At 55.5% G+C, this 26630-nt stretch carries 28 protein-coding genes; 25 read left to right on the top strand and 3 right to left on the bottom strand.

The annotated features are described in order from the left end of the window. Positions 1-3: 3 nt before the first annotated feature. The 19 genes from ACT6RZ_RS07440 to ACT6RZ_RS07530 all read left to right on the top strand — a co-directional run bounded on the left by ACT6RZ_RS07440 (position 4) and on the right by ACT6RZ_RS07530 (position 17618). Entirely contained in the window at positions 4-351 is a 348-nt protein-coding gene (locus ACT6RZ_RS07440; protein WP_444701495.1) for an ApeI family dehydratase, read from the top strand. Next, positions 351-2030, top strand: coding sequence for a glycosyltransferase family 2 protein (locus tag ACT6RZ_RS07445; protein ID WP_444701496.1), 1680 nt, complete (start codon positions 351-353; stop codon positions 2028-2030). The genes ACT6RZ_RS07440 and ACT6RZ_RS07445 overlap by 1 nt, the downstream gene beginning before the upstream one ends. Positions 2031-2033: 3 nt before the next feature. After that, a complete protein-coding gene (locus ACT6RZ_RS07450; RefSeq protein ID WP_444701497.1) occupies positions 2034-2528 on the top strand; it encodes an acyl-CoA thioesterase in 495 nt (164 codons plus the stop codon). Between the two features lie 6 nt (positions 2529-2534). Further along, a complete protein-coding gene (locus ACT6RZ_RS07455) occupies positions 2535-3149 on the top strand; it encodes a LolA family protein (protein ID WP_444701498.1) in 615 nt (204 codons plus the stop codon). A 52-nt stretch (positions 3150-3201) separates the two neighbouring features. Then, positions 3202-5637, top strand: a complete 2436-nt coding sequence (locus tag ACT6RZ_RS07460) for an MMPL family transporter (RefSeq protein ID WP_444701499.1) — start codon at positions 3202-3204, stop codon at positions 5635-5637. Next, positions 5630-6178: a DUF3261 domain-containing protein gene (locus tag ACT6RZ_RS07465; protein WP_444701500.1), complete on the top strand. Its 549-nt coding sequence runs from the start codon at positions 5630-5632 to the stop codon at positions 6176-6178. The genes ACT6RZ_RS07460 and ACT6RZ_RS07465 overlap by 8 nt, the downstream gene beginning before the upstream one ends. Before the next feature lie 24 nt (positions 6179-6202). Next, positions 6203-7387 carry a beta-ketoacyl-[acyl-carrier-protein] synthase family protein gene (locus ACT6RZ_RS07470; RefSeq protein WP_444701501.1) on the top strand — a complete coding sequence of 395 codons (1185 nt, stop codon included), beginning with the start codon at positions 6203-6205 and terminating at the stop codon, positions 7385-7387. Next, entirely contained in the window at positions 7384-7938 is a 555-nt protein-coding gene (locus ACT6RZ_RS07475) for an ApeP family dehydratase (RefSeq protein ID WP_444701502.1), read from the top strand. Before ACT6RZ_RS07470 ends, ACT6RZ_RS07475 begins: the two co-directional genes overlap by 4 nt. After that, positions 7935-8681 (top strand): 3-ketoacyl-ACP reductase FabG2, encoded by a 747-nt coding sequence (locus tag ACT6RZ_RS07480; protein ID WP_444701503.1) that lies wholly within the window; start codon positions 7935-7937, stop codon positions 8679-8681. Before ACT6RZ_RS07475 ends, ACT6RZ_RS07480 begins: the two co-directional genes overlap by 4 nt. Beyond that, on the top strand, positions 8681-9910 hold the full coding sequence (locus tag ACT6RZ_RS07485; protein ID WP_444701504.1) for a beta-ketoacyl-ACP synthase: 1230 nt from the start codon (positions 8681-8683) through the stop codon (positions 9908-9910). Before ACT6RZ_RS07480 ends, ACT6RZ_RS07485 begins: the two co-directional genes overlap by 1 nt. Before the next feature lie 23 nt (positions 9911-9933). After that, positions 9934-10353, top strand: a complete 420-nt coding sequence (locus ACT6RZ_RS07490) for a hypothetical protein (RefSeq protein WP_444701505.1) — start codon at positions 9934-9936, stop codon at positions 10351-10353. 2 nt (positions 10354-10355) lie between these two features. Next, entirely contained in the window at positions 10356-11585 is a 1230-nt protein-coding gene (locus tag ACT6RZ_RS07495; RefSeq protein ID WP_444701506.1) for a beta-ketoacyl synthase N-terminal-like domain-containing protein, read from the top strand. A 32-nt stretch (positions 11586-11617) separates the two neighbouring features. Continuing rightward, complete coding sequence (locus tag ACT6RZ_RS07500; RefSeq protein ID WP_444701507.1) at positions 11618-12061, top strand: excinuclease ABC subunit A; 444 nt, start codon at positions 11618-11620, stop codon at positions 12059-12061. Beyond that, the gene (locus ACT6RZ_RS07505; protein WP_444701508.1) at positions 12058-12762 is read left to right on the top strand and encodes a class I SAM-dependent methyltransferase; all 705 of its coding nucleotides are present in this window, start codon (positions 12058-12060) and stop codon (positions 12760-12762) included. The genes ACT6RZ_RS07500 and ACT6RZ_RS07505 overlap by 4 nt, the downstream gene beginning before the upstream one ends. Before the next feature lie 207 nt (positions 12763-12969). Then, entirely contained in the window at positions 12970-14136 is a 1167-nt protein-coding gene (locus tag ACT6RZ_RS07510) for a diguanylate cyclase domain-containing protein (protein WP_444701509.1), read from the top strand. 307 nt (positions 14137-14443) lie between these two features. Beyond that, positions 14444-16696, top strand: a complete 2253-nt coding sequence (locus ACT6RZ_RS07515) for a putative bifunctional diguanylate cyclase/phosphodiesterase (protein WP_444701510.1) — start codon at positions 14444-14446, stop codon at positions 16694-16696. Positions 16697-16853: 157 nt separating this feature from the next. Beyond that, positions 16854-17066, top strand: a complete 213-nt coding sequence (locus ACT6RZ_RS07520; RefSeq protein ID WP_379056797.1) for a hypothetical protein — start codon at positions 16854-16856, stop codon at positions 17064-17066. Positions 17067-17076: 10 nt separating this feature from the next. Then, positions 17077-17382, top strand: a complete 306-nt coding sequence (locus ACT6RZ_RS07525; RefSeq protein ID WP_444701511.1) for a hypothetical protein — start codon at positions 17077-17079, stop codon at positions 17380-17382. 11 nt (positions 17383-17393) lie between these two features. Further along, a complete protein-coding gene (locus ACT6RZ_RS07530; protein WP_444701512.1) occupies positions 17394-17618 on the top strand; it encodes a hypothetical protein in 225 nt (74 codons plus the stop codon). A 133-nt stretch (positions 17619-17751) separates the two neighbouring features. Here the strand turns inward: ACT6RZ_RS07530 and ACT6RZ_RS07535 are convergent, their stop codons facing one another. Then, complete coding sequence (locus ACT6RZ_RS07535) at positions 17752-18189, bottom strand: MarR family winged helix-turn-helix transcriptional regulator (RefSeq protein ID WP_444701513.1); 438 nt, start codon at positions 18187-18189, stop codon at positions 17752-17754. A gap of 259 nt (positions 18190-18448) precedes the next feature. On the opposite strand from ACT6RZ_RS07535, the gene ACT6RZ_RS07540 reads away from it, so the two are divergent. Then, a complete protein-coding gene (locus ACT6RZ_RS07540; protein ID WP_444701514.1) occupies positions 18449-19840 on the top strand; it encodes an exonuclease domain-containing protein in 1392 nt (463 codons plus the stop codon). Positions 19841-19980: 140 nt separating this feature from the next. On the opposite strand, the gene ccoG is transcribed toward ACT6RZ_RS07540, so the two are convergent. Together ccoG and ACT6RZ_RS07550 are read right to left on the bottom strand one after the other, a co-directional pair. Further along, positions 19981-21393: a cytochrome c oxidase accessory protein CcoG gene (gene ccoG / locus ACT6RZ_RS07545; RefSeq protein ID WP_444701515.1), complete on the bottom strand. Its 1413-nt coding sequence runs from the start codon at positions 21391-21393 to the stop codon at positions 19981-19983. 94 nt (positions 21394-21487) lie between these two features. Continuing rightward, positions 21488-22906, bottom strand: a complete 1419-nt coding sequence (locus tag ACT6RZ_RS07550; RefSeq protein WP_444701550.1) for an aminotransferase-like domain-containing protein — start codon at positions 22904-22906, stop codon at positions 21488-21490. Positions 22907-23026: 120 nt separating this feature from the next. On the opposite strand from ACT6RZ_RS07550, the gene ACT6RZ_RS07555 reads away from it, so the two are divergent. The 5 genes from ACT6RZ_RS07555 (at position 23027) to proB (ending at position 26552) form a co-directional block, all read left to right on the top strand. Then, positions 23027-23362, top strand: coding sequence for a hypothetical protein (locus tag ACT6RZ_RS07555; protein WP_444701516.1), 336 nt, complete (start codon positions 23027-23029; stop codon positions 23360-23362). 104 nt (positions 23363-23466) lie between these two features. Next, positions 23467-23778: a 50S ribosomal protein L21 gene (rplU, locus tag ACT6RZ_RS07560; protein ID WP_442584534.1), complete on the top strand. Its 312-nt coding sequence runs from the start codon at positions 23467-23469 to the stop codon at positions 23776-23778. A 30-nt stretch (positions 23779-23808) separates the two neighbouring features. Continuing rightward, entirely contained in the window at positions 23809-24066 is a 258-nt protein-coding gene (gene rpmA, locus ACT6RZ_RS07565) for a 50S ribosomal protein L27 (protein ID WP_306389109.1), read from the top strand. Positions 24067-24292: 226 nt separating this feature from the next. Beyond that, on the top strand, positions 24293-25411 hold the full coding sequence (gene cgtA / locus ACT6RZ_RS07570; protein ID WP_444701517.1) for an Obg family GTPase CgtA: 1119 nt from the start codon (positions 24293-24295) through the stop codon (positions 25409-25411). 19 nt (positions 25412-25430) lie between these two features. Beyond that, positions 25431-26552 carry a glutamate 5-kinase gene (proB, locus tag ACT6RZ_RS07575; RefSeq protein ID WP_444701518.1) on the top strand — a complete coding sequence of 374 codons (1122 nt, stop codon included), beginning with the start codon at positions 25431-25433 and terminating at the stop codon, positions 26550-26552. The last annotated feature ends 78 nt before the right edge of the window (positions 26553-26630 follow it).

The following is a 26630-nucleotide window of genomic DNA, read 5'->3' on the forward strand; positions in this document are numbered from 1 at the left end:
ACCATGAATCTTCCCGAGATATTAGCCATACATCGCGAGAGTGCCAGCAGCTGCCGCATCGATATGCGCATACAGCCTGAGCTGGCGTTTTTTACCGGGCATTTCCCCGGCTTGCCTATCCTGCCCGGTGTGGTGCAATTGCACTGGGCCATGCAGTATGGCCAGCAATATACGGATGCTGCCGGCGTTTTCCTGTCTATGGAGAACATCAAGTTTTTGGCGGTGGTACTGCCGGAGATGCGCTTGTGCCTGACGCTCAACTGGCAGGCAGACAAGCATGTGTTAAGTTTTGAATATGCATCGGCAGAGAAAAAGTACTCGGCAGGCCGTTTGTTACTGGGTGGCATTTAATGGTTTTTTCACCCTGCATCATCATCCCTATCTATAACCATGGCCGCACCATCACCGCCACTGTCGCTCAACTCACAGCCTATCAGTACCCGATATTGATCGTCGATGACGGCAGCGATGCGCAGACCCAGGCTACCCTGGCAACACTGGCAGCCAGCTGTGACCTGGTCACGCTATACCGCTTGCCGCAAAACCGCGGCAAAGGGGCGGCCGTCGTGCATGGGTTGATGCAGGCACATGCACTTGGCTATAGCCATGGTTTGCAGATCGATGCCGATGGCCAGCATGCGGTCACAGATGTGCCGCGCTTTATGGCGGCTGGCCAGCACTCGCCGCAGGCAGTCATTTCGGGTAAGCCGGTTTATGATGACAGTGTGCCCAGGGGCCGCCTGTATGGCCGTTATGTCACGCATGTGTTTGTCTGGCTGGAGACGCTGTCGTTCGAAATACAGGATTCCATGTGCGGTTTCCGGTTATATCCGCTAGCCGCAGTCCAGCGCCTGCTGGCGCATACCCGATTGCCCGAGCGCATGGATTTCGACACTGCCATCGCTGTGCGGCTGGCGTGGCAGGGCGTCCGCTTCGTCAATCTGCCGACCAGAGTGGTGTACCCGCAAGATGGTCTGTCACATTTTGATCTATGGCATGACAATGTGCGTATCACTAAGATGCACACCCGCTTGTGCCTGGGCATGCTGTGGCGCTTGCCATTATTGCTGGCCCGCAAACTGCTGCCGGCTTCGCTAAAGCAGCCAGCCAGCGGCACAGATACGCATTGGTCCAGCACCCCTGAGCGCGGCAGCCGCCTGGGCATGGCTGTGTTGCTTGCCAGCTACCGCTGGCTGGGCAAGCCGGTCGCCAGGCTGATGCTTTACCCTATCGTGTTTTATTTCTTCCTGGCCAATCAGGCAGCCCGGCGATCTTCCCGCTTGTATCTGCAGCGCTTGTCCCAGAGCAGCAGCCAGCCGATAGCACATGGCAATTGGGCGGTGTTCCGGCATATGCTGACATTTGCCGGTTCGGCCCTGGATAAATTCTCTGCCTGGATAGGCGATATCCCGTCTGAGCGGGTGACACTGCACGGGCTTGAACATCTTGCGCTTGCGGAACAGTCTGCCGCCGGGCAGGGCGCGCTGATAGTCAGTGCGCATCTGGGTAATATCGAAATGGCCAGGGCGCTGGCGGTACAGCGCAAATTGACCATCAATGCCGTGGTTTACACTGAACATGCGCAACGCTTTAATGCTTTGCTGGCTAAATCCAGCAGCGATTTCGGCGTCAATCTGCTGCAGGTGAGCCAGTTTGGGCCAGACACCGCTGTGATGCTGAAAGAGAAGGTAGAGCAGGGTGAAATGGTGGTCATCATGGGTGACAGAACGCCGCCTGCCGAAAATGGCCGCATAGTGAGCGCCGACTTTTTAGGCCACCCGGCAGCGTTTGCCCAGGGGCCATGGATACTGGCCAGTTTGCTGGAGTGCCCGGTGTACCTGATGTTCTGTGTGCCCGGCCCGCTGGAGCACCACATCTTCCTGGAGCCGTTTGCCGAGCGAGTGCTGCTGCCGAGAAAAGAGCGGCAGCGTGCTGTGGCCGACTATGCGCAACGCTATGCCCACCGGCTGGAAGCTTATTGCAGGCAGTATCCTCTGCAATGGTTCAACTTTTTCAATTTCTGGAAATAGGCCGTGCTCAGCGCAGACTCCACTCCTGTCATTACTGCAACTGTAGAAGTTGAAGTTGCTTTTCATGATGTAGACCAGATGCATGTGGTCTGGCATGGGCATTACCTGAAATACCTTGAGATCGCGCGTTGCGCCCTGTTTCGCAGGTTTGACTTTGACTTCGCAGAAACGACTGCTTCCGGCTATCTGTGGCCAGTGGTGGATTGCCAGTTGAAGTATCTCAAGTCGGCGTTTTACGGTGATGTATTGCTGGTGCAGGCGACGCTGCTGGAGTACGAGAATCGCCTCAAAGTGGCTTACCAGATCACACACCGGCATAGCGGGCAGCTGCTGACCAAGGCCAGCACCACACAGGTGGCGCTGCAAGCGGACACCCTGGAGCTACAGTTCGTTTCACCGCCGGTGCTGTACCAGAAAATAGAGTCGCTTTACCGGCAACTGCAAGCCGGCGCGAGCCTCAATTCAGACATTAATCCAGACATAAAACCAGGAAATTAAAAGCAAATGAGTCGTTTAAGCGTGATGTTATGCCTGGCCATGTGGCTGATGCCTGCCGTGGCTGCCGAGCCCTCGGAAGCTTTGTTACAGCAGATCAGCCAGCAACTGGCCAAACAGACCAGCTTGCAGGTGGATTTTATCCAGACCAAGCAGATGGCGGCGCTTAAAAAACCGCTGGTGATGAAAGGCGAGCTACTCTATAACAGGACTGACGGCGTCATCTGGCAGCTGACCTCGCCTTACCGGGTGCGCTATGAGTTTAACGGCCAGGCTATCATTGAAACCAATGCTGCCGGCGAACGCCGTGAGCGAAAAGCAGAAGATTCGCCTGCCATCGCGCAGATCAGCAATATCTTTAAAGCCATTTTAAGCGCCGACCAGGCGCTGCTGGCTCAGCACTTTACGCTGACGGCAGCCGGCTCCATGCAGAAATGGGAGATGCATTTAACGCCAAAAGCGGCTTATTTGCGCAAAGCGATGACAGAGATCGTGCTGAGCGGCAAGCAGACGGTAGAGGCGGTGCATATAGACGAAGCCAATGGCGACCGTACCGACATCCGCTTCTTCAATCGGCCAGCGGCCGGATCACCCAATGCTGACGCAGCTGGTTCAGGCCAGTGATGCGCGTGCGTGATATGCAGATGCCATTGAGTGATCGCACATGAAGCCAGGCATGCATAAGTCATTAAAACAGCGCTTATGGCTGTGGCTGCTGTTTGCGGCGCTGGTGCTGGCAGGGGCGTTGCGCGTCTGCAGTGTGCATGACTTCAGGCAAGGGCTGCCCATAGAGACCAACCTGCTGGACCTGCTGCCCAAGACGGAACGTAATGCGGTGGCTGAAACTGCCGTGCAGCATTTGTCGCAACTGATAGGCAACCGGGTATTCGTGCTGATAGGCGCGCCTGTGCCCCAGTCAAGCAGAGTCCAGTCAGGCAGAGACCAGCCGCCAGATGACGCACGACTGCTGGCTGCCGCGCGTGACTACGCCAGGCAATTGCAGCAGGCCGGTGTTTTTCAGCGCGTGGATATCGAAGTGCCAGCGTTTGATATACAGAAGATCCAGCAGGATTACCTTGCCCATCGCAGCAGCCTGCTGGCGCATGCCGATGCGCAAGCCCTGCGGCAAGACCAGCTGGATTGGCAGACGCAGCTACAGCAAAAGCTGATGAGCCCGTTGTCATTCGGCATGACAGTGCCGCTGGCGCAAGACCCGTTCGGCCTGGGTGACCGCTGGCTGGCGCAAAGCATGTTGAATCCAGGCAAGCTGGTGATCAATGATGGCGTACTGACCACGCAGGAGGCGATGGCAGACGGCAACTCGCGCAGCTGGGTGCTGGTGAGTATCCTGCTCAAAGGTTCTTCATATGATGCCACTATCCAGGAACAGACCCTGGCGGCGTTGCAGCAGGCAGAGCACGCATTGCAGCAGCAATTACCGGGTGCTGAGCTGCTCAAGGCCGGCGCGGTGTTCTATGCCAGCGATGCACAAGCCAGCACCCGTGCCGAAGTCGATATGATAGGGGTGGTGTCATTGACCGGTATCCTGCTGCTGATGCTGGTGGTGTATCGCACCGTGCGCCCCTTGCTGCTAGGCCTGGCCAGCGTGGCCTGGGGCATATTGACGGCGCTGGTGGTGATCTTGCTGGTCTACGGCAAGATACATCTGATCACGCTGGTGTTTGGCGCCAGCCTGATAGGCGAAGCCTTTGATTACAGCATACAGTTCTTTTCTGCGCGCATGGCTGCCGGTGCGCAGTGGCAGGCACGTTCAGGGGTGCGCAAGATCAGCTCGGCATTGACCATGGCTTTGCTGACCAGTCTGCTAGGCTATGCCGCGCTGGCGGGCGCGCCTTTCCCGGCGTTGTCGCAGATCGCCATGTTCGCCATGGTCGGGCTGGTGGCGACCTGGGCCAGCGTCTTGCTGCTGCTGCCGGTATTTCTATCGCGGCCACATAATATCGCGACCCCGGCTTATTTTGTGCAGTTGCAGCAGGCCTTGCCACGCCTGTTAAACCGGCTGAACGCTAAAAAGATGCTGGGCGCATTGCTGGTGCTGGCTGTGCTGATGATTCCTGGCTGGCGCATGATACAGGCCAACGACGATATCCGTATCCTGGTGCATAGATCGCAGGATCTGCAGCAGCAGGAACAAAAAGTCAGGCAACTGGTGGGGCTGGAGACCGAGACCGCTTTCTTTCTGGTGCAAGGCGACACGCCTGAGCAGGTATTGCAGCATGCAGAGCAACTGCAAACGGTGCTGGACCAGTTTGTCAGCCAGCGGCAGTTATCCGGCTACCAGAGTATCGCCAGCATGGTGCCTTCCAGCCGTAGCCAGCTTGAACATCAGCAGTTACTGCAATCGCGGGTGAAAGCGCAACAGCAACAGCTGGCACATATCATGTCCGAAGCAGGCCTGCGCGATGAAGTGATCAGCGACTGGCTGCAAGCGGTGACTGCGCCGGCACCGCCGCTGACGGTTGCAGACTGGCTGCAGTCACCGGCTTCTTTGCCGGTGCAGCATTTATGGCTGGGCCAGCAAGGGCAGGGCTATGCTGCCATCGTGCAATTGCAGCGCAGTCAGGATATGCCAGCCTTGCAACTGGCCACCCGCGACCTGGCCGGGGTGGTGCTGGTGGATAAGCCGGCCAGTGTCAGCCAGCTGCTGGCACAGTACCGGCAATGGAGCGCTTTCTGGCTGCTGGGGGCGTTTGCCCTGATCCTGCTGCTGCTGGGCATACGCTACCGCTGGCGCCGCGCATTGCTGATGCTGTTGCCGCCACTGCTGGCCATTTTCGTCACCATAGGCGTGCTCGGTTATCTGGGTATCATATTCACCTTGTTTAATATGATGGCGCTGATGCTGGTGTTGGGGGTGGGCGTGAATTACGCGATATTCTTGTATGAAGGCGGCTGGAGCCAGCCTTCGGCCCTGGTGGGTGTGCTGCTTTCGGCCGCCACCACTTTGCTTTCTTTCGGGCTGCTGTCGTTAAGCCATATGCCTGCACTGTCCGGCTTTGGCGCCACCCTGCTGATAGGCATAGGCGTCAGTGTCATTTGTGCCCCGCTCAGCTTGCTGGGCACGCGATTGCCGGAGGCTGCACATGCTTAAACAATGGTTGATACTGGCTGCCTGCCTGCTGTTGGCCGCCTGCAGCAGACCCTCTTCGCCACGCTGTACTGCCTTGCCGGACAATGTGCAGTATTGTTTGCAAGCGACGACCCAGGTGAGCCCTTTTGCCGGGCAGCAGAAAGTCACGGTGACCATGAAACAGACGCAGGAGACCCTGCTCACCAGTACCGAGGTAGATGCTGCAGGCGTGCGTATGGTGATGTTGTCGCCGTTGGGGCAGACGCTGGCCAATATCAATATGCCGAATGAAGGCGCTATCCAGGTCGAACAGCAGGGTAAGCACTGGGATGCCAGATGGTTGCTGGCTTTATTGCAGGTGACGCGCTGGCCAGCCAGCCAGGTACGCGAAGGATTAAGCAGAAATGCTGAACTGCACGACAGCCCCATGCAGCGAGAAATATTATTAAATGGTAATGTGATAATTGATGTTAAGTTCCAATTTGAGGATAATCCTTATCAGAAGTTGATCGTCCGCTTTCCTGCACTGGGTATGCAGATGGACATTGAGACACTAGAATAACCAACCATAAAAGTAACGATCCCGATGCAGCAAGCCCCACTCTATTTATCTAATCCCGGACTAGTCAATGCGCTAGGGTCTGGCCGCGAGTCTGTGGCCTCCGCCTTGTGGCAGGCTGATACCTCCGGCATGGTGGAAGAAACCGGCTGGATACCGCAGCGCAGCATCCCGGTCGGGCGCGCGCAAGGTCAGCTGCCGGACATCCCCGCGCATCTGCGCCGGTTCAACAGCCGCAATAATCAGTTATTGCTGGCGGCAGCCTTGCAGATACAGGCTGATATAGAAGCAGCGATCGCGCAGTATGGCAGCCATAGAGTAGGCGTGGTACTGGGTACCAGCACCTCGGGCATCGCAGAGACCGAACAGGCATTGCGGGTGCTGGCTGAAAGCGGTGAACTGCCGGCAGCTTATGATTATGCCCAGCACGAGTTCGGCTCGCCTTCGCGTTTTCTGTCTGAATATTTCGGCCTGACCGCGCTGGCTTATACGGTTTCCACCGCATGCACTTCCAGCGCCAAAGCATTCCAGTCGGCACGCAATCTGATACGCCACCAGTTATGTGATGCCGTCATTGTTGGCGGCGTAGATTCGCTATGCCACCTGACATTCAACGGCTTCCATGCGCTGGAATCCATCTCGTCCAGCTTATGTAACCCTATGAGCAGCAACCGCTCGGGCATCAATATCGGCGAGGGGGCAGCGGTGTTCGTCCTCAGCCGCAACGCCTCTGCTTTCCAGCTGCTCGGCATAGGCGAAAGCAGTGATGCCTGGCATATTTCCTCGCCGCACCCTGAGGGCACCGGCGCCAAGCAGGCCATGCAATATGCCTTGCAGGATGCAGGCTTGTCTGCCCGTGATATCTGGTACCTGAATCTGCATGCCACCGCCACCCCCAAGAATGACGCCATGGAAAGCCTGGCAGTCGCCGAGATCTTTAGCGCGGGCGTGGCCTGCAGCGGTACCAAGCCATACACCGGGCACACGCTGGGCGCAGCCGGTGCCACCGAGATCGCCATTTGTGCCTTGGCCATAGAGGCGGGCAGACTGCCTGTGCATCATTGGGATGGCCAGGCCGATGCTGAAATACCAGCCTTGAACCTGGTGACTGCCGCCACCGGTGCCGACACAGAGGCGCCACGCATTTGCATGAGTAACTCCTTCGCCTTTGGCGGCAGTAATGCCAGCGTCATCCTCGGGGCCGGGCTATGAATACCTCTGCGATACAGGCATTGCCTGATGTATCCGAATTGCTGATGCACAGGCCACCTATGCTGCTGATAGACCAGGTGGAGAAGTTTGATGCCGAGTCCGTGACCATGCTGTATACCCCGCAAACACAAGCCTGGTATGCAGATGGCGATGGCAATATGCCGGCCTGGATAGGCATAGAACTGATGGCGCAGGCGATAGGCTGCCATGTGGCATTGAATAAACGCCTGCAACAGCAAGCGCCCAAGCAGGGCGTGTTACTGGGTTCGCGGCGTTATCTGGCCAATGTGCCGGCGTTTATCGGCAACCGGCAATTGCGTATACATGCGACCATGATATTCCGCGATGAAAGCGGCCTGGCTGCTTATGACTGCACTATCAGTGATTGCACTATCAGCGAGCCAGCTGATCCCGCCCTTGCCCATGCGGGGCAGCAGGATCAGCGCGCTGAACAGCAGGCAGGCGAGACGCCAGGGCTGCTTGCCAGCGCCACACTGAAAGTATTTGAACCAGACGATTTTCAACAATTTTTACAAGGGGCCGGGGCATGAGTGGCAGACGGGTATTGGTAACAGGCTCTAGCCGGGGCATAGGCCGGGAGATCGCGTTGCGGCTTGCGCGCGACGGGTTCGCAGTGACTTTGCATGGCAGGAGCGCCAGCGATGCACTGGCAGCGGTTACCGGCGAGGTCGCAGCCATTAATGGCCAGGCTCAGGCGGGCAAGCCGCATGCACTCACCTTCGATATCTGCGACCGTGCGCATGTGAAACAAGTGCTGGAAGAGGATGTCGCCGCCCATGGTGCTTATTATGGCGTGGTCTGCAATGCCGGTATCACGCGCGATGGCGCTTTCCCTGCCCTGACTGACCAGGACTGGGATCAGGTGATAGATACCGGATTGAACGGTTTTTTTAATGTGGTGCAGCCGCTGGTGATGCCCATGGTGAGGATGAAACAGGGCGGGCGTATCGTCACCCTGGCTTCTGTGTCCGGCATCATGGGTAACCGTGGCCAGGTCAATTACAGCGCCGCCAAATCCGGCCTGATAGGCGCGACCAAAGCCCTGGCTGTCGAACTCGCCAGCCGCAGGATCACCGTCAACTGTGTCGCCCCCGGCTTGATAGAGACCGATATGACAGGGCAGCTGGAACATCTGGACGAGATGCTGAAAATGATCCCTCTGGGCCGCATGGGCAATACCAGGGAAGTCGCCGCCGCGGTGGCGTTCCTGCTGTCGGATGATGCAGCCTATATGACCCGGCAGGTACTCAGCGTGAATGGCGGGATGGTGTAATGAAACGCGTTGTTATCACCGGCATGGGCGGGGTCACGGCACTGGGCTCGCAGTGGGAACAGATCGAGCAGCGGCTGCGCGCCGGGCAGAATGCGGTCAGACAGATGCCGGAGTGGGATTATATAGGCGCACTGAACACGCGTATCGCTGCGCCTATCGATGACTTTAGCGTGCCCAGTCATTTCTCGCGCAAGATGACCCGCTCTATGGGCCGGGTGGCGCTGCTGTCGGTGACAGCGACAGAAACGGCACTGGCACAAGCCGGGCTGCTGAATAGCGACGAGATACAGAATGGCAGCATGGGTATCGCCTATGGTTCATCGTCAGGCAGTGTAGAGCCGGTGAAAGTGTTCGCCGCCATGCTGGAAAAAGGCGATATGCAGAATGTCACCTCCACCAGTTATATCCACATGATGCCGCATACGGCGGCGGTCAATATCGGCCTGTTTTTCGGCCTCAAAGGCCGCATCATCCCCACCTCCAGCGCCTGTACCTCAGGTAGCCAGGGCATAGGTTATGCCTATGAAGCGATCAAATATGGCCGCCAGAAGATGATGGTGGCAGGCGGAGCAGAGGAGATGTCAGCACCTGCTTCGGCGGTGTTTGATACGCTGTTTGCAACCAGCACCCGCAACGACTCCCCGGCGCTCACGCCGCGTCCGTTCGACCGTGAACGGGATGGTCTGGTAGTAGGCGAGGGTGCGGCGACGCTGGTGCTGGAAGAGCTGGAACATGCCCAGGCGCGCGGCGCCACCATCTATGCCGAGATCGTCGGTTTTGGCTGTAACGCCGATGGCACCCATATCACGCAGCCAGAAATGGAAACCATGGCGGTGGCCATGCAGCAGGCGCTGGATGACGCCGCCTTGCCTGCCTCAGCCATAGGCTATGTCAGTGCCCACGGCACCGCCACCGATAGAGGCGATGTGGCCGAAAGCCACGCCACGGAAAAAGTATTGGGCCGCCAGGTGCCTATCAGCTCCATGAAAAGCTACCTCGGGCATACCCTGGGTGCGTGTGGCGCCATAGAGGCCTGGTGGGGGATAGAAATGCTCAGGCGGCAATGGTTTGCGCCCAGCATCAACCTGGCGCAGCCTGACCCGGCCTGCGCCATGCTGGATTATGTGACAGGTGCCGGGAGAACGCTGGATATCGAGTATTTCATGAGTAATAACTTCGCGTTCGGCGGGATCAATACCTCGCTTATTTTCAAGAAGTTCACTGGTTGATTATTTTTAAAAAGGAGAAAAAAATGAAAAGATTGTTGCCCATCGTTATGTCATTGTTACTGGTCGCCATGTTGCCCATGCAGGCGCATGCCCGCAATACCGTGCCAGTTGAAACCATAGAGAAAGAAGCCATTAAGCCGGCCAGTGGCAAGACTCTGAGCCTGGCCCAGGTGAAACAGGCAGTGACCACTGCCGCCGAAAAAAATGACTGGAAAGTGACTTCTGCCACTGAAGGCAAGATACAAGCCACGCTGGAAGTGCGCCAAAAACACACGGTACGTATCGAGATCACCTATGATGCCACTGCCTATTCCATTCTGTATAAAGACAGTGTGAACATGAAGTATGAGACCAAGTACGATCAGGCGTATATCCACCCTTTTTATAACAAATGGGTAGGCATACTGAAAAACAGCATAGATCAGGAACTCAGCAAGCTGTAAACATGCGTCGTGTTGTCATCACCGGTGTCGGTATCACCTCCTGTCTGGGTAATAGTCTTGCCGAAGTCACGTCTGCCTTGCGCGCTGGCCGCTCCGGCATCCGTTATGACGCCGAGTATGCCGCACATGGCATGCGCAGCGTCGTCTCCGGCAAGCCGGAGATCAGCGGCTTGCCAGAGGTGCCGCGCAAGTTGCGCCGCTTTATGGGCGATGCCTCGCTGTATGCATACCATGCCGCGCGGCAGGCGATCGCCGATAGCGGCCTGACGCCTGCCCAGCTGACTTCTGAGCGCACCGGCCTGGTGACCGGCTCTGGTGTAGGTTCGCCGTTCGAGCATCACCTGGGGACACAGTTGCTACAGCAACACGGCCTGCACAAGGTGTTGCCCTATGTGGTGCCACGCGTGATGGGCAGTACCGTGTCTGCCAACCTGGCGACCGCCTTCGGTATACAAGGCTTGAGTTGCGGCATGACCTCTGCCTGTGCCACCTCGGCACACTGCATAGGTTATGGCAGCCAGCTGATACAGTTCGGCAAGCAGGATGTCATGCTGGTGGGGGGCGCCGAAGAAGCCAACTGGACCAGTGCGGCAATGTTTGATGCCATGGGTGCATTGACGACGCAGTTCCCCGACCAGACGGCTTCACGCCCTTTTGACGAAAGCCGCGATGGATTCGTTTTTGCGGGCGGGGCCGGCATGCTGATTTTGGAGTCGCTGGAGCATGCGCAAGCCAGAGGTGCGAGGATCTATGCCGAGCTGACCGGCTTTGGGGCCTCATCCGATGGCCTGGCGGATATGGTGACGCCTTCGCCAGAGGGTGCAGCCAGGGCCATGAAACTGGCGCTGGCTGAACACCAGGCCAGTGGAGCCGCCAGCGTGGCTGTGGATTATATCAACGCCCACGCCACCTCGACGCCGCTGGGGGATGTCAGCGAGCTGCAGGCGATCAGGCAGGTGTTTGCGCCGCGCATACCCATGATCTCATCGACCAAAGGGCTGTCCGGGCACCCGATAGGCGCCTCGGCCGCTCACGAACTGATTTATGTGATTTCCATGATGCAAGACGGCTTTGTTGCCGGCTGCCAGCACGTTTCCCGCCTGGATGCGGCAGCGGCCGGCCTGCCTGTGGTCGAGCAGAATAGGGATCACTCGATAGAATGTGCCATGTCCAACAGCTTTGGATTTGGCGGTACCAACGTGAGCATTATCCTCCAGCGATACCATGCTTGATTTCTTACTGTTATTCATCAAAGGTCATAAAAATGAAAAAACCTAAGGTCGCGATGTTGTTATGTATAGCTTCACTCATCCTGGTCTCGCATGCGCAAGCCAGAGATGACCGCAAAATGTATCCAATCGCCGATGCGCTGGCCAGCGACCAAGCCAAAGGCAAGCTGGACCCGTCTATCAGCCTGCAGTTTGGCAATCAAAAAACTGCTGCAATCGAAAAAGAGTTTGGCGAATGGAAAACCAACAAGAAAACCAACGGCTTTAACAAGACTGACCAGGTGGCCTGTGAATGGACTTTTTTAAGTGCGCTGCTCGAATTGCAGGAGCGCGCCAGAAAAGAGGGCGGTAACGCGGTCGTTCGTATCAAGAGCAACTATAAAGATATTGAAACAGTGAGTGATACAGAATATATGTGCGGTAGCGGTGCACTGATGTCAGGTGTCGCATTAAAAGGGACAGTGGTTAAATTAAAATGACAACGCAACTTTTTCCTTTCGTCAAAGAGTCCCGTTTTGGCGACTGGTTCCTCAACACCGATATGTGGAAGATCCGCGTACTGGAACGGGCCCTCAATGATGTGCAGCGTTTTATCCCGCCCGAGAAAACGCAGTTTGAGACCATACTCGACATAGGCTGCGGTTTTGGCCACGCGTTTGAAAGTCTGAGCCGGCGTTTCTCGCCCACCTTGCTGATAGGGGTGGATGCCGACCCTGATATCCAGGCCAGGGCCGGGGCTGCTGCCGAGCGTTGCTCGACGCCGGTGCGCTTGTGCCATGCCAATGCGGCCGCTATGCACGAGATCGCAGATAACCAGGTAGATATGATCTTCTGCCACCAGACTTTTCACCATATCGTCGAGCAGGAAGCCGCCATGCAGGAGTTTTTCCGCATACTGAAACCTAACGGTCTGCTGGTGTTTGCTGAATCGACCAAGTATTACATCGAGACCCTGCAGATACGCTTGCTGTTCCGCCACCCGATGGAAGTGCAGCGCACGGCAGATGAATATGCCGCCATCATACGCAACGCCGGCTTTTCGCTGCCGCCTGAGCGTATCTCGCTGCCATTCTTGTGGTGGAGCCGTCCCGATTGCGGCATGCTGGAATGGCTGGGATTCTCCGTGCCTCAGGAACGCAAGGAAACATTGATCAACGCGGTCGCCGTCAAGCCTGCCTGAGTGTTTTGAGCACGGCAGTGCATTGAACGCTGCCGGGCTGGTGATGTGCCAGCTGGGCCTGTGCGATGGTGCAGGGCCAGCGCGATTGTAATGAATTGAAAACCCCTGATGGGGAACTGGTTATTTTTGCATGCTTGTATTAGCATGGCCCCGATATATTGATGCTATTAAATTGCCTCGGCAATCATTTCAGGGTGAAGAGATTCGATGAGTTTAGACGGGCGTATTGACGAAGCGTTGTTTCATCGGCTGATGGCTAGCGCCCATATCCCATTGATAGGCAGTGCCCTGGGTGGTCTGCTGATCAGCATCTCGCAGCTGGATTCTGCTGACCGCGATCTGTTTTTTGCCTGGACCTTGCTGGTCTATGTGGTGATCGCCTTTCGCTGGTGGCTGACATACCGCTGCAAAAACAAACTGGCCAAACAGGGTTTCAATTCGCGGCTGGCTTTCCAGTATTGCCTGACCATCGCCTTATCCGGGCTGGCGTGGGGCACGCTGGGCTTTTTGATCACCGATGCACCGCCGATGACAGTCATCATCGTCATCACCGCCATCCAGGCCATGGTGATGGGGGGTGTGGTGACCATGGCTTCCTGCATTCCGGCTTTTTTTGCCTTTAGCCTGCCGGCCATGCTGCCTACCGTGGTGATCTTTGCCACCGGCAACAGTGTGCCCAATGCCGTGATGGCGGTGTTCAGCGTGATCTTCTATTTGTTGATGATAGGTGTCACCTACAGATTCAATCAGTCTTTACGGCAGGCCCAGCGCATCAGCTTTGAGAATGAGGACCTGATAGGGTCCTTGAAAGAGGCTTACCAGAAGATCTCGGCGCAGAACCTGGAGCTCAACCATGTCGCGCATCACGATATCCTGACCGGCCTGCCTAACCGTAAACTGCTGGCAGTGCGTATGCTGCAGGCCATGGAGATCGCCAAAGTCAAACAGACCAGTACCGCCATCCTCTACCTGGACCTGGATGGTTTCAAGGCCATCAACGACCAGCTGGGGCACGAGGCGGGCGACCTGGCGCTGATAGAAGTCTCACGCCGGCTGGGCAAAGTGATACGCGGCAGTGATACCCTGGCCAGGGTGGGCGGTGACGAGTTCGTCATCGTGCTGTCCGATCTGCAAGGGCAGCCGAATGCTTCAGTAGAAATGGTCGCCAACAAATGCCTGATGGTGTTTGAGCAGGCGTTTATGATACAGGCGTCGGAGTGCCGGCTGGGGGCGTCTATCGGGCTGGCCATCTGCCGCGAGGGTGACAGCATAGAGCAGTTGCTTTCAACCGCTGATAAGGCCATGTATCAGGCCAAACTGCTGGACAGCGGACAGATCTACTGGGCCGCAGCTGCTGAGCTGGAAACCAGCTGAGCGAGCGACGCTTTCCAGTGGTAGCTGGTGCAGGCAGTTTCTCAATGGCCGACCCGGTTGCGGCAGCAATCACACAATCACCACAGATTTATCCACTTTTTCAACGCTTTGCATATCAGGCTGTCTCATACAATAGTGAGGTCGTTGATTATATTTGCACTCATGTTTGTAAGTTATTCAATATGATGGCAAAGTGGCGTAGCAGGCTAGCCAGCATGCGCTGACCTATATACAGGCAGATAAAAACGGCATCCCCCTGCACAGGCTTTAGCAGTGTGTAGAGGTATGCGTGTAGTGGAGTGATGTCATGAGTACGTCGCAGACTGTCAAGCACCATCAGCAATTGACGCAGTTGTATCTGGCGCTCAGCCAGTGCAACCAGGCGATAGTGCAAAGCCATGATAGGCAGACTCTGTTTGAAAAGATCTGCCGTATCATCGTTGATTTTGGTCACGCTAAACTGGCCTGGGTAGGCGAGGTGCTGCCAGAATCAAAACAGGTCAAGGTCGCCGCCGCGTTTGGCAGCGGGCTTGAATACCTCAGCAAGATCACCATTTCTGCAGATCCGCACACACCAAACGGCAGAGGCCCGTGCGGGCTGGCGATCGCCAACGATCAGCCTTACTGGGTGCAGGATTTCCAGACTAACCCGGTCGCCGCGCTATGGCATGCCTCAGCCTCTGAGTTTTCCTGGAAAGCGGCGGCTTTCCTGCCTTTGCATTGCGAAGCCAGGGTAGTGGCCTGCCTGTCACTGTATACCTCGGAAGAGCAGGCATTCGACCCTGACACCCAGCGCTTATTGATAGATATGGTCGCCAATATCGATTTCGCGCTGGACCGTTTTGCGGTGCAGCAGGAACGCACCCGCTATCAGAAAAGCCTGCTGGCCAGTGAACAGAGAGCGCAGCTGGTGATGGAGAACGCGCTGGACGCCATTATCAATATGGACACCGCCGGCTTTATTATCGAATGGAACCTGGCCGCCGAACGTATCTTCGGCCACAAACGGGTGGCCGTGGTCGGCAGGAGTCTGGGCGAGGTGATTGTGCCGCCTGCTTATAGAGACGCGCACAACAAGGGTCTGCAGCGGCTGCAGCGCTCGGGTGAATCCAGGCTGCTGGGCCGCTCGATCGAGATCGCCGCCATGCGTGACGATGGCTCGGAGTTCCCGGTGGAATTGACCATTATCGAGATAGAGCGCAGTGGCGAGCGCTATTACAGTGCCTTTTTGCGTGATATCACTTTGCGCAAAGAGGCTGAACAGCGCATACAGTATCTGGCGAATTATGATGCGCTGACCGGCCTGCCTAACCGCAATCTGCTCACAGAACGTGTCACGGTAGAGATAGAACGAGCCTGGGCACAAGATGGCCAGTTCGCGCTGATGTTCCTCGACCTGGACCACTTCAAAGACGTGAATGACAGCCTGGGGCATAGATATGGCGACAGCCTGCTGGTAGAGCTGACCAAGCGCTTTCAAAGCCTGGTGCGGCCTGAAGACACCATCTGCCGGCTGGGCGGTGATGAGTTCGTGTTTCTGCTGGCGGGTGCCGGGCATGATGTCGCCCAGGAGATCGTTGAGCGATTACTCAAGGCCATAGAGCAGCCGCTGGTGATAGATCAATACCAGCTGACGATCACGGCCTCGGTCGGCATCGCCATCTATCCTGAGGATGGGCTGGATATGGAAAGCCTGCAACGCAACGCCGATGTCGCCATGTATCGCACCAAAAAAGAGAGCCGCAATGGCTATCGCTTCTTCAGTAACCAGATGCAGATCCAGACAGCGCGGCATCTGCAACTGGTGAATGCCTTGCGGCAAGCCATTGCGCTGGGGCAATTGGCCGTGTATTACCAGCCGCAAATGGACCTGGCCACGCACAAGCTGGTCGGCGTTGAAGCGCTGTTGCGCTGGCAGCATCCTACCCTGGGGGCGGTCTCGCCGGCCGAATTCATCCCGCTGGCAGAATCCAGTGGCCTGATCATTTCTATAGGCAGCTGGGTACTTGAGCAGGCGGTGCAGCAGGTCAGACAATGGCAGCAGGCCGGCATAGACGCGATGTGTGTGTCGGTCAATCTATCCAGTGTCCAGTTCCGCAACCCCGGTTTGCCGGCGCTGATACAGGAGATACTGCAGCGTTACGATGTGGCGCCGCAGTTTCTGGAGCTTGAGCTGACAGAAGGTGTGGCCCTGGAGAACCCGGAAGGCGCCGTGAATATGATGGATACGCTGGACAAGCTGGGCATACGTATGTCTATAGACGATTTTGGCACCGGCTATTCTTCGCTGAGTTACCTGAAGAAATTCAAGGTCGGCAGGCTGAAGATAGACCAGTCGTTCGTGCGCGATATTTCTACCGATGACGAAGACAAAGCCATCGTCATCGCCATCATCCATCTGGCGCGCAGCCTGGGCTTGAAAACCATAGCCGAAGGCGTAGAGACCGCCGAACAAAAAGCCTTTTTACTGTCGCATGGCTGCGACGAGATCCAGGGTTATCTGCTGAGCAAGCCCATGCCCAGCGACCAGGCCACCACTTTCCTGCTCAAGCACCGATAAGTCACTCCTTTGCTGCAACCCCGGCCTAGAGTTAAACCCAGGCCGGGTAACTCCTATACCCTTGCTGTGATACCTGCGATAAAGACGCAAATATAATGGTTGACTTCCTAAATGATAATAATTATCATTTACTTGTCGTTTAACGAATAGGAGATCCATGATGAGGCATCAAACTGTAGTAGGCAAGACCATGCTGGCAGGGAAAACGGCTTGTAAAGTGCTTTATCATAAATCTTCGGATATGGTTGAAGTCGAAGTCGGTGGCACCACCCTCAAGTTCGAGGCCGGCAGCTTTATTGTGATGAACGAGATGTTGCGTAAAGCCGCCGCCAGGATAGTGATGCAAACCGAGATAGAAATGAGCGTTTGAAAGGGTGATCATGCAAGCAGTCACACTCAACACCATGCGCTACGACCCGGCATTGCCTGATGCTGAGTCTGTCATGGCCTCTTTGCTTTACATAGCCACGTTATATATCAAAAAACCAACCTACGAACTGGCCAAGCAGGCACTGCGGCTGGCTGAAACCCTGACTGCCCCCGAGTATGCAGATTCGGACCTGGTCTGTCGTGTTTCGCGCCGCATGTGTGTGCAATGGACGCTGCTGGTCAATGAGCACGAACAATCTGCGTTGCCAGCCAAGGCCAGTCACTCATTAACCCAATTGAATGAAGAACCATCATGAGCGAGCATTCCATGTGTAAGAAGATTTTGTTATCCGGCCAGGCCGGCTTTCGTGTGCATTATTGCGAAACACATCACACAGTAGAACTGGAGATAGGCGCCATGAGTTTGCGTCTGGATGAAGATGCGCTGGAAATGATGAGCGACTCTCTGGCAGAATCAGTGAGCAAGCTGCATGCCTTGCAAGCGACCAAAGGCTCATTTGAAGCCTTTATGCGCCAGCTGAAAAACGCCTGATAACCTGGGTCTGGCGCCCATTAAAAAAGGCAATGACCTCACAGTCATTGCCTTTTTGTATGCCGCAGGCGGTCTTACTTATCTGCGACGCACCACTGGCCAGCAAGCCCGGTTTTAATGAGCAGGCCAGCGACTAGTCAGCCAGCTTGGCGCTGACGTTCTTGGTCAGCTCGCTCAGGGTGCTGTTCAGGGTCTGGAAAGCCCCATCTGAGAGGCCGGTGTCACAGGCGACCCGTTTTTGAACCTCTGACAATTTACTGCGCAAATTCTTGCCTTCTTCGGTCAGTGTCACTATCACCACGCGCTCGTCACTTTTCTGGCGGGTGCGGGTAGTCAGTTTTTTAACTTCCAGGCGTTTGACCACCGGCGTGATGGTGGCTGGTTCCAACAGCAATTTTTCGGCGATCTCTTTGATAGAAAGCTGCTTGAATTGCCACAAAGCCACCAGCACCAGATACTGCGGATAGGTCAGATTGAGTTTATCAAGATCCGGCTTATAAGAACGTAGCAGTGCGTGTGTAGCGGAGTAAAGTGAAAAACAGAGTTGATTTTCCAGGTATAAATTCGGCATGTTATGTAATTATAATTGTCATAAATAGAATTAGGTGATTACAGCATCAATCCAGACAACTGTCTATAGTAGTTTCACTTAGAAATGTATGCAATCGGTTACAAGCGCCTTTACCTGATTAAAGAGAAGTTAAGGTGTAATAAGTGCTTGACTGCGCTTGATAAATTTAGTCCTGATCCGATCAGAAGAATGGGCTTAACTACGTTAGAATAGTCTGGTGCACATGACAGAATGTGCAGTCAATCTAGCCTTTAAATTTATGCTGCCCTCCATCACTTTTCTTGATCTTGAAACCACTGGCGCCACCCCGTTAAAAGACCGCATCACCGAGATCGCACTGGTACGTTTTGATGGCGGTGTAGAAACTGCCCGCTGGCAGACACTGGTCAATCCGCAAATGGACATTCCGCCATTTATTCAGTCCCTGACCGGAATCAACAATGCCATGGTCGCACATGCGCCGGTGTTTTCTGAAGTGGCCGGCCAGTTGCTGGCTTTCCTCGATGGCACGGTGCTGGCTGCGCATAATGTGCGCTTTGATCATGGTTTTCTTAAAACCGAGTTCAAGCGCCTGGGCATCACCCTGCAGCAAAAAGTGTTGTGCACGGTTAAACTTTCCCGCCTGTTATACCCGCAACATTTCAGCCATGGCATAGATGCCATTGTGGCGCGCCACAAGATAGAAGGCATAGCCAGGCACCGCGCCATGGGCGATGTGGAGGCGGTGTTGCGCATGCTGGATGATGCCAGGCAGGAGCTGGGTGATGCGGTGGTGCAGTCTGCCGCGCAAAAGCTCATGGCAGCGCCGGTTTTGCCTGCCCATATCGATGCCGGCCTGATCGGCGAGTTGCCGGAAACGCCAGGCGTCTACCAGTTTTATGGCGAGCAGGATGTGCCGCTATACATAGGCAAAGGCAGCAATGTGCGCGCCCGCGTGCTGGCACATTTCAGTGGCGGCAAGGCCACGGCCAGAGAGCAGCGTCTGGTGCAGGAGGTCAGGCGCTTTGAGTGGATACCCGCCGCCGGCGATCTGAGTGCCTTGTTGCTGGAAACGCGCCTGCTCAAGCAGCAAAAACCCTTGTATAACCGCCAGCTTACACGTGAACGCCAATTGTTCAGCTGGCGGCTGGACCCGCTGTCACAACCGCAGGTCAGCCTGGTGGCAGCCGGTGATATAAACCCCAGCCAGATGGGGCGTCTGTTCGGCACGTTTAAAACCCGGCAGCAGGCGACCGAAGCCCTGCGCAAGATCGCCGAAAGAAGCCAGCTATGCCTCAGGCTGCTCGGCCTGGAAGCCAGTGCTGGCGGCCCCTGTGCTGCTTTTCAGCTTAAACGTTGCAAGGGCGTGTGTTGTGGTCAGGAGTCGCCCGAGAGTCACAGCCTGCGCCTGCAACAGGCGCTGATCGCGCATAAACTCAGTCTATGGCCTTACCCCGGCAAGATAGGCATAGAAGAATATAACCTGGAGAATGACCTGCGCCAGATCCATGTGTTCGAGCACTGGGTCTATGTGGGCGTCGCTGATAATGACGACGACCTGCAAGCCTTGCGCGCGCAAACAACCACGCTCACGTTCGAGCTGGAGACCTACAAATTACTGCTGAAAGTGTTGCCGCAAAAAAAGACCCGTGTGCTGGATCTGGCGCCTTGAAGCTCGCCAGCCCAGGTGACACAGGTCAAGGGGTAGTCGGAATCCCGGCCTGGGTTTAATCAAAGCTATGGTTTAACTAGAACTAAGGTTTAACTAGAACTAGGGTTCAACCAGGACTATGGTCTATCCAGGCCCAGTACTTATTTGGGCAGATAAAAGGTAGTGTCAGTGTTTACCGTCTCGCCGGAGGGCTGGGCGGTCACCTCTATGCGGATACGCTGGCTGCCGGTCTTGTCCGAATGCGGCACGGCAAGGCTCAGTGGCACCAATGCTTCTTCAGTCGCGCCTACCGTGAGTGACTGTTCACTTTCTATACTGATATCTGCCATGCCGCTGGCGCGTATGCGATAGTGCTGCGGCTGTTCGGTGGCATTCAGCAGGTGCAGCTGGTAAAGGTTCTCCACGCCTCTATCAGTCTCGCGGTACATGATATTGCGGTCACGCATGATGTCGACCTTGAAGGCTGGTTTATGCAGCATGCTGTAGGCCATCCAGCCGAATATCAGCGCAAACAGTGCGCTATAGATCAATACCCTGGGGCGCAGCATATGGCTTAACAGGCCATGTTCGCTGGTGTTGCCGCCTGCTGAAAAACGGATAAGCCCGCGCGGATATTGCATCTTGTCCATCACCTCATCACAGGCATCTATGCACAGGCCGCAGCTGATGCATTCATATTGCAGGCCCTGGCGGATATCTATGCCCACCGGGCATACCTGCACGCAGATATTGCAGTCTATGCAAGAACCCAGGCCCTGCGCCTGGTAGTCCTGGCCTTTGCTGCGGCCGCCACGCGGCTCGCCGCGTGTGCTGTCATAAGCGACTATCAGGGTGTGATTATCAAACATGGCACTCTGAAAGCGGGCATACGGGCACATATGCTTGCACACCTGCTCGCGTAAAAAACCGGCATTGCCATAAGTGGCCAGACTGTAAAAGCCGAACCAGAACCACTCCCAGCCACTGAGCTCGAATTGAAGCAAGGCCGGCGACAGCTCGCGTATGGGTGTGAAATAGCCGACAAAAGACAGCCCGGTCAGCATGGCGAATCCCAGCCAGACGCTATGCTTGCCCAGTTTGATGCCTGCTTTTCTCACCCCCCACGGCTGCGCATCCAGCTTCTGTCTCGCCATGCGGTCGCCTTCAATGCGGCGTTCCATCCATAAGAATATTTCTGTATATACCGATTGCGGGCACGAGAAGCCACACCACAAACGGCCAGCGACCGCGGTGAACAAAAACAGGCCCAGCGCACACACGATCAGCAGCAGTGCCAGGTAAAACAGGTCCTGCGGAAAGATCACCATGCCAAACAGGTAAAAGCGTTGCGCGTTGATATCCAGCAAAAACGCCTGGCGTTCGCCATATTGCAGCCAGGGCAAACCATAAAACACGATCTGCGTGAGCCATATCATCAGCCAGCGCCAGTTTTTAAAGTAGCCGCTCACACTACGCGGGTAGACCTTGGGTGTTTTCTGGTACAGCGAGATGGTTTTTTCAGTGACCGGGGCGGCCACGATAGGAATCACGGTTTTGCTACGCGAGGCTTGCATGATGACACTCGAACACGACTGAAGACCAGCGCACTATAGGCTGTTCAGGCCAGTTAAAACAGATTCAGTTTTTAATTAAAAAACCATATCAGTTTTAGATGGATGTCTGTGAAATCAGCTTGCCCAGGGTCTGGATCGCCTGCAGGCTATGCGCATTCAATGGATGGCCGTAGTTGAATCTAACGAAATTGGCATATTGCTGTTGCGATGAAAACATGCACCCGGGTGCCAGACTGATGTTATGCGCGATCGCCTGCTGGAAAAGAGGCAGGCAATCGCATTGCTGCGGCAGCTGCAGCCAGAAGAAATAGCCGCCTTGCGGCAGGTTAAAGCGCACCTGTTCAGGAAAGTGCTGATGCAGGGCCTGCGAATATTGCAGTTGCTGCAGCATCAGCTGGTGCCTGAGCTGGCGCAGGTATTTATCGTAGCCGCCTTTGGCCAGGTAGCTCGCCAGGGCATGCTGGGCGGGGATGGAAGTAGCCAGGGTGGTCGAGATCTTTAGTCGCGTGATCTGGTCGGTGAAGCGGCCGGCCGAAACCCAGCCGACGCGGTAACCCGGCGCCAGCGATTTGGAGAACGAGCTGCAATGCATGACCCAGCCCTCGGTATCCCACGCCTTGGCCGGCAGCGGGCGCTGCTTGCCAAAATATAATTCGCGATAGACGTCATCTTCAATCAGCGGCAGTTGGTGGCGCGTAATCAAGGCCACCAATGCTTGTTTGCTGGCTTCCGGCATCAGGCTGCCGGTCGGGTTCTGGAAGTTGGTCATCACCCAGCAGGCTTTGGGTTTATGCTGAATGATGGCCTGTTCCAGTGCCAGTAGATCAATACCATATTCAGGATGGCTGGGCACCTCTATCGCACGCAGCCCCATTCTTTCAATCGCCTGCAAGGCAGCATAAAAGCTCGGTGATTCTATGATCACGCTATCGCCGGGCTGGGTCACCGCCGCCAGGCTCAGGTTGAGCGCTTCCAGTGCGCCGTTGGTGACGACGATATCTGCCGCATCCGTCTGCGTACCATCCAGCTGATAGCGCAAGGCGATCTGGCGCCGCAGTTCAAAATCGCCTTGCCCGATATCACTGACCGTATCAGACGCTTGCATGCGGCGTACCGAAGCCACCATATGGTCGGCCAGTTTGGACAGCGGAAAGTGCAGCGGGCTGGGAAACGCCGAGCCGAACGGCACATGCTGCGGGTCTTTGATGCGGTCCAGCAGGGTGAACACCAGGTCGCTGACCTGCAAGGTGGTCGGTAGCCCGGTAGCAGCAGGGCTGGCGGGGGCCAAGAGCCGGTCGTTGCGCAATGGGCCGGCCACGTAATAACCTGAGCGCGGCCGGGTGACCAGTAGCCCGCGTGCTTCGAGTAAATAATAAGCCTGAAAAACGGTGGAAGCGTTGACCTGCTTCAGGGCCTGGATCTGGCGTATGGAAGGCAGTTTGTCACCGCGTTTAAGCAGGCCTTGTTGTATGGTGCTGGCGATCTCTTCGGCTATGATCTCGTATTTTTTCACATCTGGGCCTTGCGTCATCGTTGCCAGTTAACTGATATGGTAAATTAAATCCAAACTGAGGCTGTTTGGCAAGCGCCATTGTATTTAGCATAGCGTTTTTCCGCAGAATAGCTTTTTTATATGTCCCAGTTGATCATCAGTCATATTGAACGCCTGAATAAAAGGCATTACCTGCTCTGGCTCAGCGACGGGCAATCCATGCAGTTATCCATCACCGATATGTTCAATGTCAAAGTCATGCAGGCAGGCCAGCAAATCGCCGCGGCGCATTTTCAGCCATTGAGCTCCTTGAATAATATAGAAATGCCACCGCTATATCGCATTAATGATTACCAGGCGCCCGGCGGTGTCTTTTCTTTATTGGCCGATGGTTTTCTGCAGGCGATATTGAGTGTGTATGCGTTTTACACACACGGTATAATCAGGCCTTGGCGAGCCGCAGCGGCAGCTGGCTAGCCACCCTCCGCATGCGCTGTCAAATATACGCAAATGTATTTGCATTCCTGGATTAATTGCGTATAATTGCGGGTTCTTTAAAAGGCGACGTTTAAGGCATTTTTATGTACGCAGTGATCAAAACAGGTGGTAAGCAATACAAAGTTACCGCTGGTGAAAAATTAAAAGTTGAAAAATTAGTGGGTGACGTTGGTTCTACTGTTGTGATCGACAAAGTATTGTTGATTGCTAACGGTGAATCTACCACCATAGGCGCACCTCTGGTAGCCGGTGCTAAAGTCAGTGCCACTGTGGTATCACATGGCCGTGGCGACAAAGTGATGATCTTTAAAATGCGTCGTCGTAAGCACTATCGCAAGACTCAAGGTCATCGTCAGAGCTATACTGAAATTCAAATCGATACTATTTCTGCTTAATCGGCAGATTGCTAGAGTAAGGAATCAAACATGGCACACAAAAAAGCAGGCGGTAGTTCACGTAACGGTCGCGACTCACAAGCCAAACGCCTGGGTGTAAAAGCCTTTGGTGAAACAGTAGTTAACGCTGGCAGCATCATCGTGCGTCAACGTGGTACAAAAATGCATGCTGGCGAAAACGTCGGTATGGGTAAAGACCACACACTGTTCGCACTGGTTGAAGGCAAAGTGAAATTTGCTGTTAAAGGCGCGTTAAAGCGTCACACAGTGAGCATCGAAGCGGTTTAATCGCAGATGTATGAAAAAAGCCCTGTCGCTTGACGGGGCTTTTTACTTTATAGTTATTAGATTGTGCCTTGTATGATCACCTGTAACGGCTTTTGCCTGGCAGGCGATTTTAGATTTTAAGATGCAGTGCAAGGCGCACGGCGCGCAAAAACAGCCATGTACCACTAGTACATAAAGGTTCTGGGCACCGTGTCACGCAACAATGCGCTGAAAAGGCCAATTGATCATGAAGTTTATTGACGAAGCAACTATCAAAGTTTACGCCGGTGACGGTGGCAATGGCGTGGCGACATTCCGCCGCGAAAAATACGAGCCTATGGGCGGCCCCAATGGCGGTGATGGTGGCCGTGGCGGCTCGGTGATCGTGCTGGCAGACCGCAATATCAATACCCTAGTCGATTACCGCTATACACGCACTTTCAAAGCGCAGCGCGGTGAGAATGGCAGCGGCTCCGATTGCTATGGCAAAGGCGGCGATGACATGGTGCTGCGTGTGCCGGTAGGCACCACCATCAGTGATAAAGCCACCGGCGAGCCTATGGTCGACCTCAACACCGATGGCCAGCAAGTCATGATCGCCAATGGCGGCAAGGGTGGCCTGGGCAATATCCATTTCAAAACCAGTACCAACCGTTCACCGCGCCAATGCACCAAAGGTGATCCGGGCGAGGCATTTGAACTATACCTGGAACTCAAGGTGCTGGCGGACGTCGGCCTGCTGGGCATGCCTAACGCCGGCAAGTCTACATTCATACGCTCGGTCTCTGCTGCCAAACCTAAAGTCGCTGATTACCCGTTCACCACACTGCACCCTAACCTGGGCGTGGTGCGCGTGGATAGCAACCGCAGCTTTGTGATCGCCGATGTACCCGGTCTGATCGAAGGCGCTGCAGAAGGTGCCGGCTTAGGCCATCAGTTCTTGCGCCATCTGCAACGTACTTCCTTATTGCTGCATCTGGTCGATATCGCGCCGTTTGATGAAGCAGTCGACCCGGTGCAGGAAGCCAAAGCCATCGTCAACGAGCTCAAAAAGTACGATCAGGAGCTGTATGACAAGCCGCGCTGGCTGGTGTTGAATAAGATCGATATGCTGCCCGACAGTGCCGAAAAAGTCGCCGAGTTCGTGCAGGCGTATGGCTGGCAAGGGCGCGTGTTTGCGATTTCTGCCATCAGTGGCATAGGCTGTAAAGAACTGACGTATGCCATCATGGACCATATCGATCAGGCACGGGCGCAGCGTGAAGCTGAAGCCGCAGTGACTCAGCCAGTCTCGCCGTCAGGCCAGGCACAGGCGCAGGCAGTACCGTCACAGCCTGTACAATCACAGCCTGTAATAGAACAATAAATAACACAATTGATTCCGTATGGGTGTCTCCCTCATTCAAGATAGCAAGACCCTGGTGGTAAAGGTCGGCTCCAGCCTGGTCACCAATAATGGCCAGGGTCTGGACCGGGCTGCGATCGCCGCCTGGGCCGAGCAGATCAGTGCCCTGGTCAAACAGGGCAAGCAGGTGGTGCTGGTATCCAGTGGCGCCGTTGCCGAAGGCATGCAGCGCCTGGGCTGGAAAAAACGCCCGGTAGAGATCAATGAGTTGCAAGCCGCCGCCGCTGTAGGCCAGATGGGGCTGGTGCAAATGTACGAGCAGTGTTTCGCCCAGCATGGCTTGCATACTGCACAATTGCTGCTCACGCATGAAGACCTGGCTGACCGTAAGCGCTACCTGAATGCACGCACTACCTTGCGTACGCTGCTAGACCTTAAAGTCATTCCTATCATCAATGAAAATGATACCGTAGTCACCGAAGAGATCCGCTTTGGCGATAACGATACCCTGGGTGCGCTGGTCGCCAACCTGATAGAAGCCGATGCGCTGATCATACTCACCGACCAGCAAGGCTTGTATTCGGCCGACCCGCGTAAAGATCCGGCTGCCGTATTCATACATGCCGATATGGCAGGCAACCCGGCCCTGGAGGCGATGGCAGGCGGTGCCGGCAGTGCCGTAGGCACCGGCGGCATGCTGACCAAGATACTGGCGGCCAAACGGGCCGCCAGCAGCGGCGCGCATACCGTGATCGCCTCGGGCCGCGAGCCGCAAGTGCTGCTGAGATTGAGCCAGGGGGCCGCGATAGGCACCCACCTGCAAGCGGGAAAAATGAAGATCATCGCCAAAAAACAATGGCTGGCCGATCATTTGCGCCTGGGTGGCAAACTGGTGCTCGATGCAGGCGCGGTGAATGTATTATGCAAGGATGGCAAAAGCCTGCTGCCTATAGGGGTGGTAGAAGTGATAGGCCAGTTTGAACGTGGTGATGTGGTCGCCTGTGTCGATGCCGACGGCAAGGAGTGGGCGCGCGGCATAGTCAACTACCACGCCAGCGAGGTACGCCGTATCATGCGCAAGCCGAGTAGCGAGATCAAAAACATCCTTGGCTATGTAGAAGAAAAAGAATTGATCCACAGGGACAACCTTGTGCTGTTATAAAAAACGGTAGGGCCAGCGATGCGCTGACTAGCCTCGCGGCCTTGACCACATTTGCTTTTGCACTAAAAAATCAACTAA

Source organism: Methylophilus sp., from assembly GCF_052437885.1.
Lineage (GTDB): Bacteria > Pseudomonadota > Gammaproteobacteria > Burkholderiales > Methylophilaceae > Methylophilus.

Excerpts from the sequence above, each read along its gene's own strand:
- ACT6RZ_RS07475 (WP_444701502.1), top strand. The coding sequence starts at position 7,384 with ATGAATACCTCTGCGATACAGGCATTGCCTGATGTATCCGAATTGCTG.
- ACT6RZ_RS07535 (WP_444701513.1), bottom strand. The coding sequence starts at position 18,189 with ATGCCGAATTTATACCTGGAAAATCAACTCTGTTTTTCACTTTACTCC.
- rplU (WP_442584534.1), top strand. The coding sequence starts at position 23,467 with ATGTACGCAGTGATCAAAACAGGTGGTAAGCAATACAAAGTTACCGCT.
- proB (WP_444701518.1), top strand. The coding sequence starts at position 25,431 with ATGGGTGTCTCCCTCATTCAAGATAGCAAGACCCTGGTGGTAAAGGTC.
- ACT6RZ_RS07515 (WP_444701510.1), top strand. The coding sequence starts at position 14,444 with ATGAGTACGTCGCAGACTGTCAAGCACCATCAGCAATTGACGCAGTTG.
- ACT6RZ_RS07470 (WP_444701501.1), top strand. The coding sequence starts at position 6,203 with ATGCAGCAAGCCCCACTCTATTTATCTAATCCCGGACTAGTCAATGCG.
- ACT6RZ_RS07500 (WP_444701507.1), top strand. The coding sequence starts at position 11,618 with ATGAAAAAACCTAAGGTCGCGATGTTGTTATGTATAGCTTCACTCATC.
- ACT6RZ_RS07485 (WP_444701504.1), top strand. The coding sequence starts at position 8,681 with ATGAAACGCGTTGTTATCACCGGCATGGGCGGGGTCACGGCACTGGGC.
- ACT6RZ_RS07510 (WP_444701509.1), top strand. The coding sequence starts at position 12,970 with ATGAGTTTAGACGGGCGTATTGACGAAGCGTTGTTTCATCGGCTGATG.
- ccoG (WP_444701515.1), bottom strand. The coding sequence starts at position 21,393 with ATGCAAGCCTCGCGTAGCAAAACCGTGATTCCTATCGTGGCCGCCCCG.
- ACT6RZ_RS07525 (WP_444701511.1), top strand. The coding sequence starts at position 17,077 with ATGCAAGCAGTCACACTCAACACCATGCGCTACGACCCGGCATTGCCT.
- ACT6RZ_RS07530 (WP_444701512.1), top strand. The coding sequence starts at position 17,394 with ATGTGTAAGAAGATTTTGTTATCCGGCCAGGCCGGCTTTCGTGTGCAT.
- ACT6RZ_RS07465 (WP_444701500.1), top strand. The coding sequence starts at position 5,630 with ATGCTTAAACAATGGTTGATACTGGCTGCCTGCCTGCTGTTGGCCGCC.
- ACT6RZ_RS07495 (WP_444701506.1), top strand. The coding sequence starts at position 10,356 with ATGCGTCGTGTTGTCATCACCGGTGTCGGTATCACCTCCTGTCTGGGT.
- cgtA (WP_444701517.1), top strand. The coding sequence starts at position 24,293 with ATGAAGTTTATTGACGAAGCAACTATCAAAGTTTACGCCGGTGACGGT.
- ACT6RZ_RS07505 (WP_444701508.1), top strand. The coding sequence starts at position 12,058 with ATGACAACGCAACTTTTTCCTTTCGTCAAAGAGTCCCGTTTTGGCGAC.
- ACT6RZ_RS07490 (WP_444701505.1), top strand. The coding sequence starts at position 9,934 with ATGAAAAGATTGTTGCCCATCGTTATGTCATTGTTACTGGTCGCCATG.
- ACT6RZ_RS07520 (WP_379056797.1), top strand. The coding sequence starts at position 16,854 with ATGATGAGGCATCAAACTGTAGTAGGCAAGACCATGCTGGCAGGGAAA.
- ACT6RZ_RS07555 (WP_444701516.1), top strand. The coding sequence starts at position 23,027 with ATGTCCCAGTTGATCATCAGTCATATTGAACGCCTGAATAAAAGGCAT.
- ACT6RZ_RS07440 (WP_444701495.1), top strand. The coding sequence starts at position 4 with ATGAATCTTCCCGAGATATTAGCCATACATCGCGAGAGTGCCAGCAGC.
- ACT6RZ_RS07445 (WP_444701496.1), top strand. The coding sequence starts at position 351 with ATGGTTTTTTCACCCTGCATCATCATCCCTATCTATAACCATGGCCGC.
- ACT6RZ_RS07480 (WP_444701503.1), top strand. The coding sequence starts at position 7,935 with ATGAGTGGCAGACGGGTATTGGTAACAGGCTCTAGCCGGGGCATAGGC.
- ACT6RZ_RS07455 (WP_444701498.1), top strand. The coding sequence starts at position 2,535 with ATGAGTCGTTTAAGCGTGATGTTATGCCTGGCCATGTGGCTGATGCCT.
- rpmA (WP_306389109.1), top strand. The coding sequence starts at position 23,809 with ATGGCACACAAAAAAGCAGGCGGTAGTTCACGTAACGGTCGCGACTCA.
- ACT6RZ_RS07460 (WP_444701499.1), top strand. The coding sequence starts at position 3,202 with ATGCATAAGTCATTAAAACAGCGCTTATGGCTGTGGCTGCTGTTTGCG.
- ACT6RZ_RS07540 (WP_444701514.1), top strand. The coding sequence starts at position 18,449 with ATGCTGCCCTCCATCACTTTTCTTGATCTTGAAACCACTGGCGCCACC.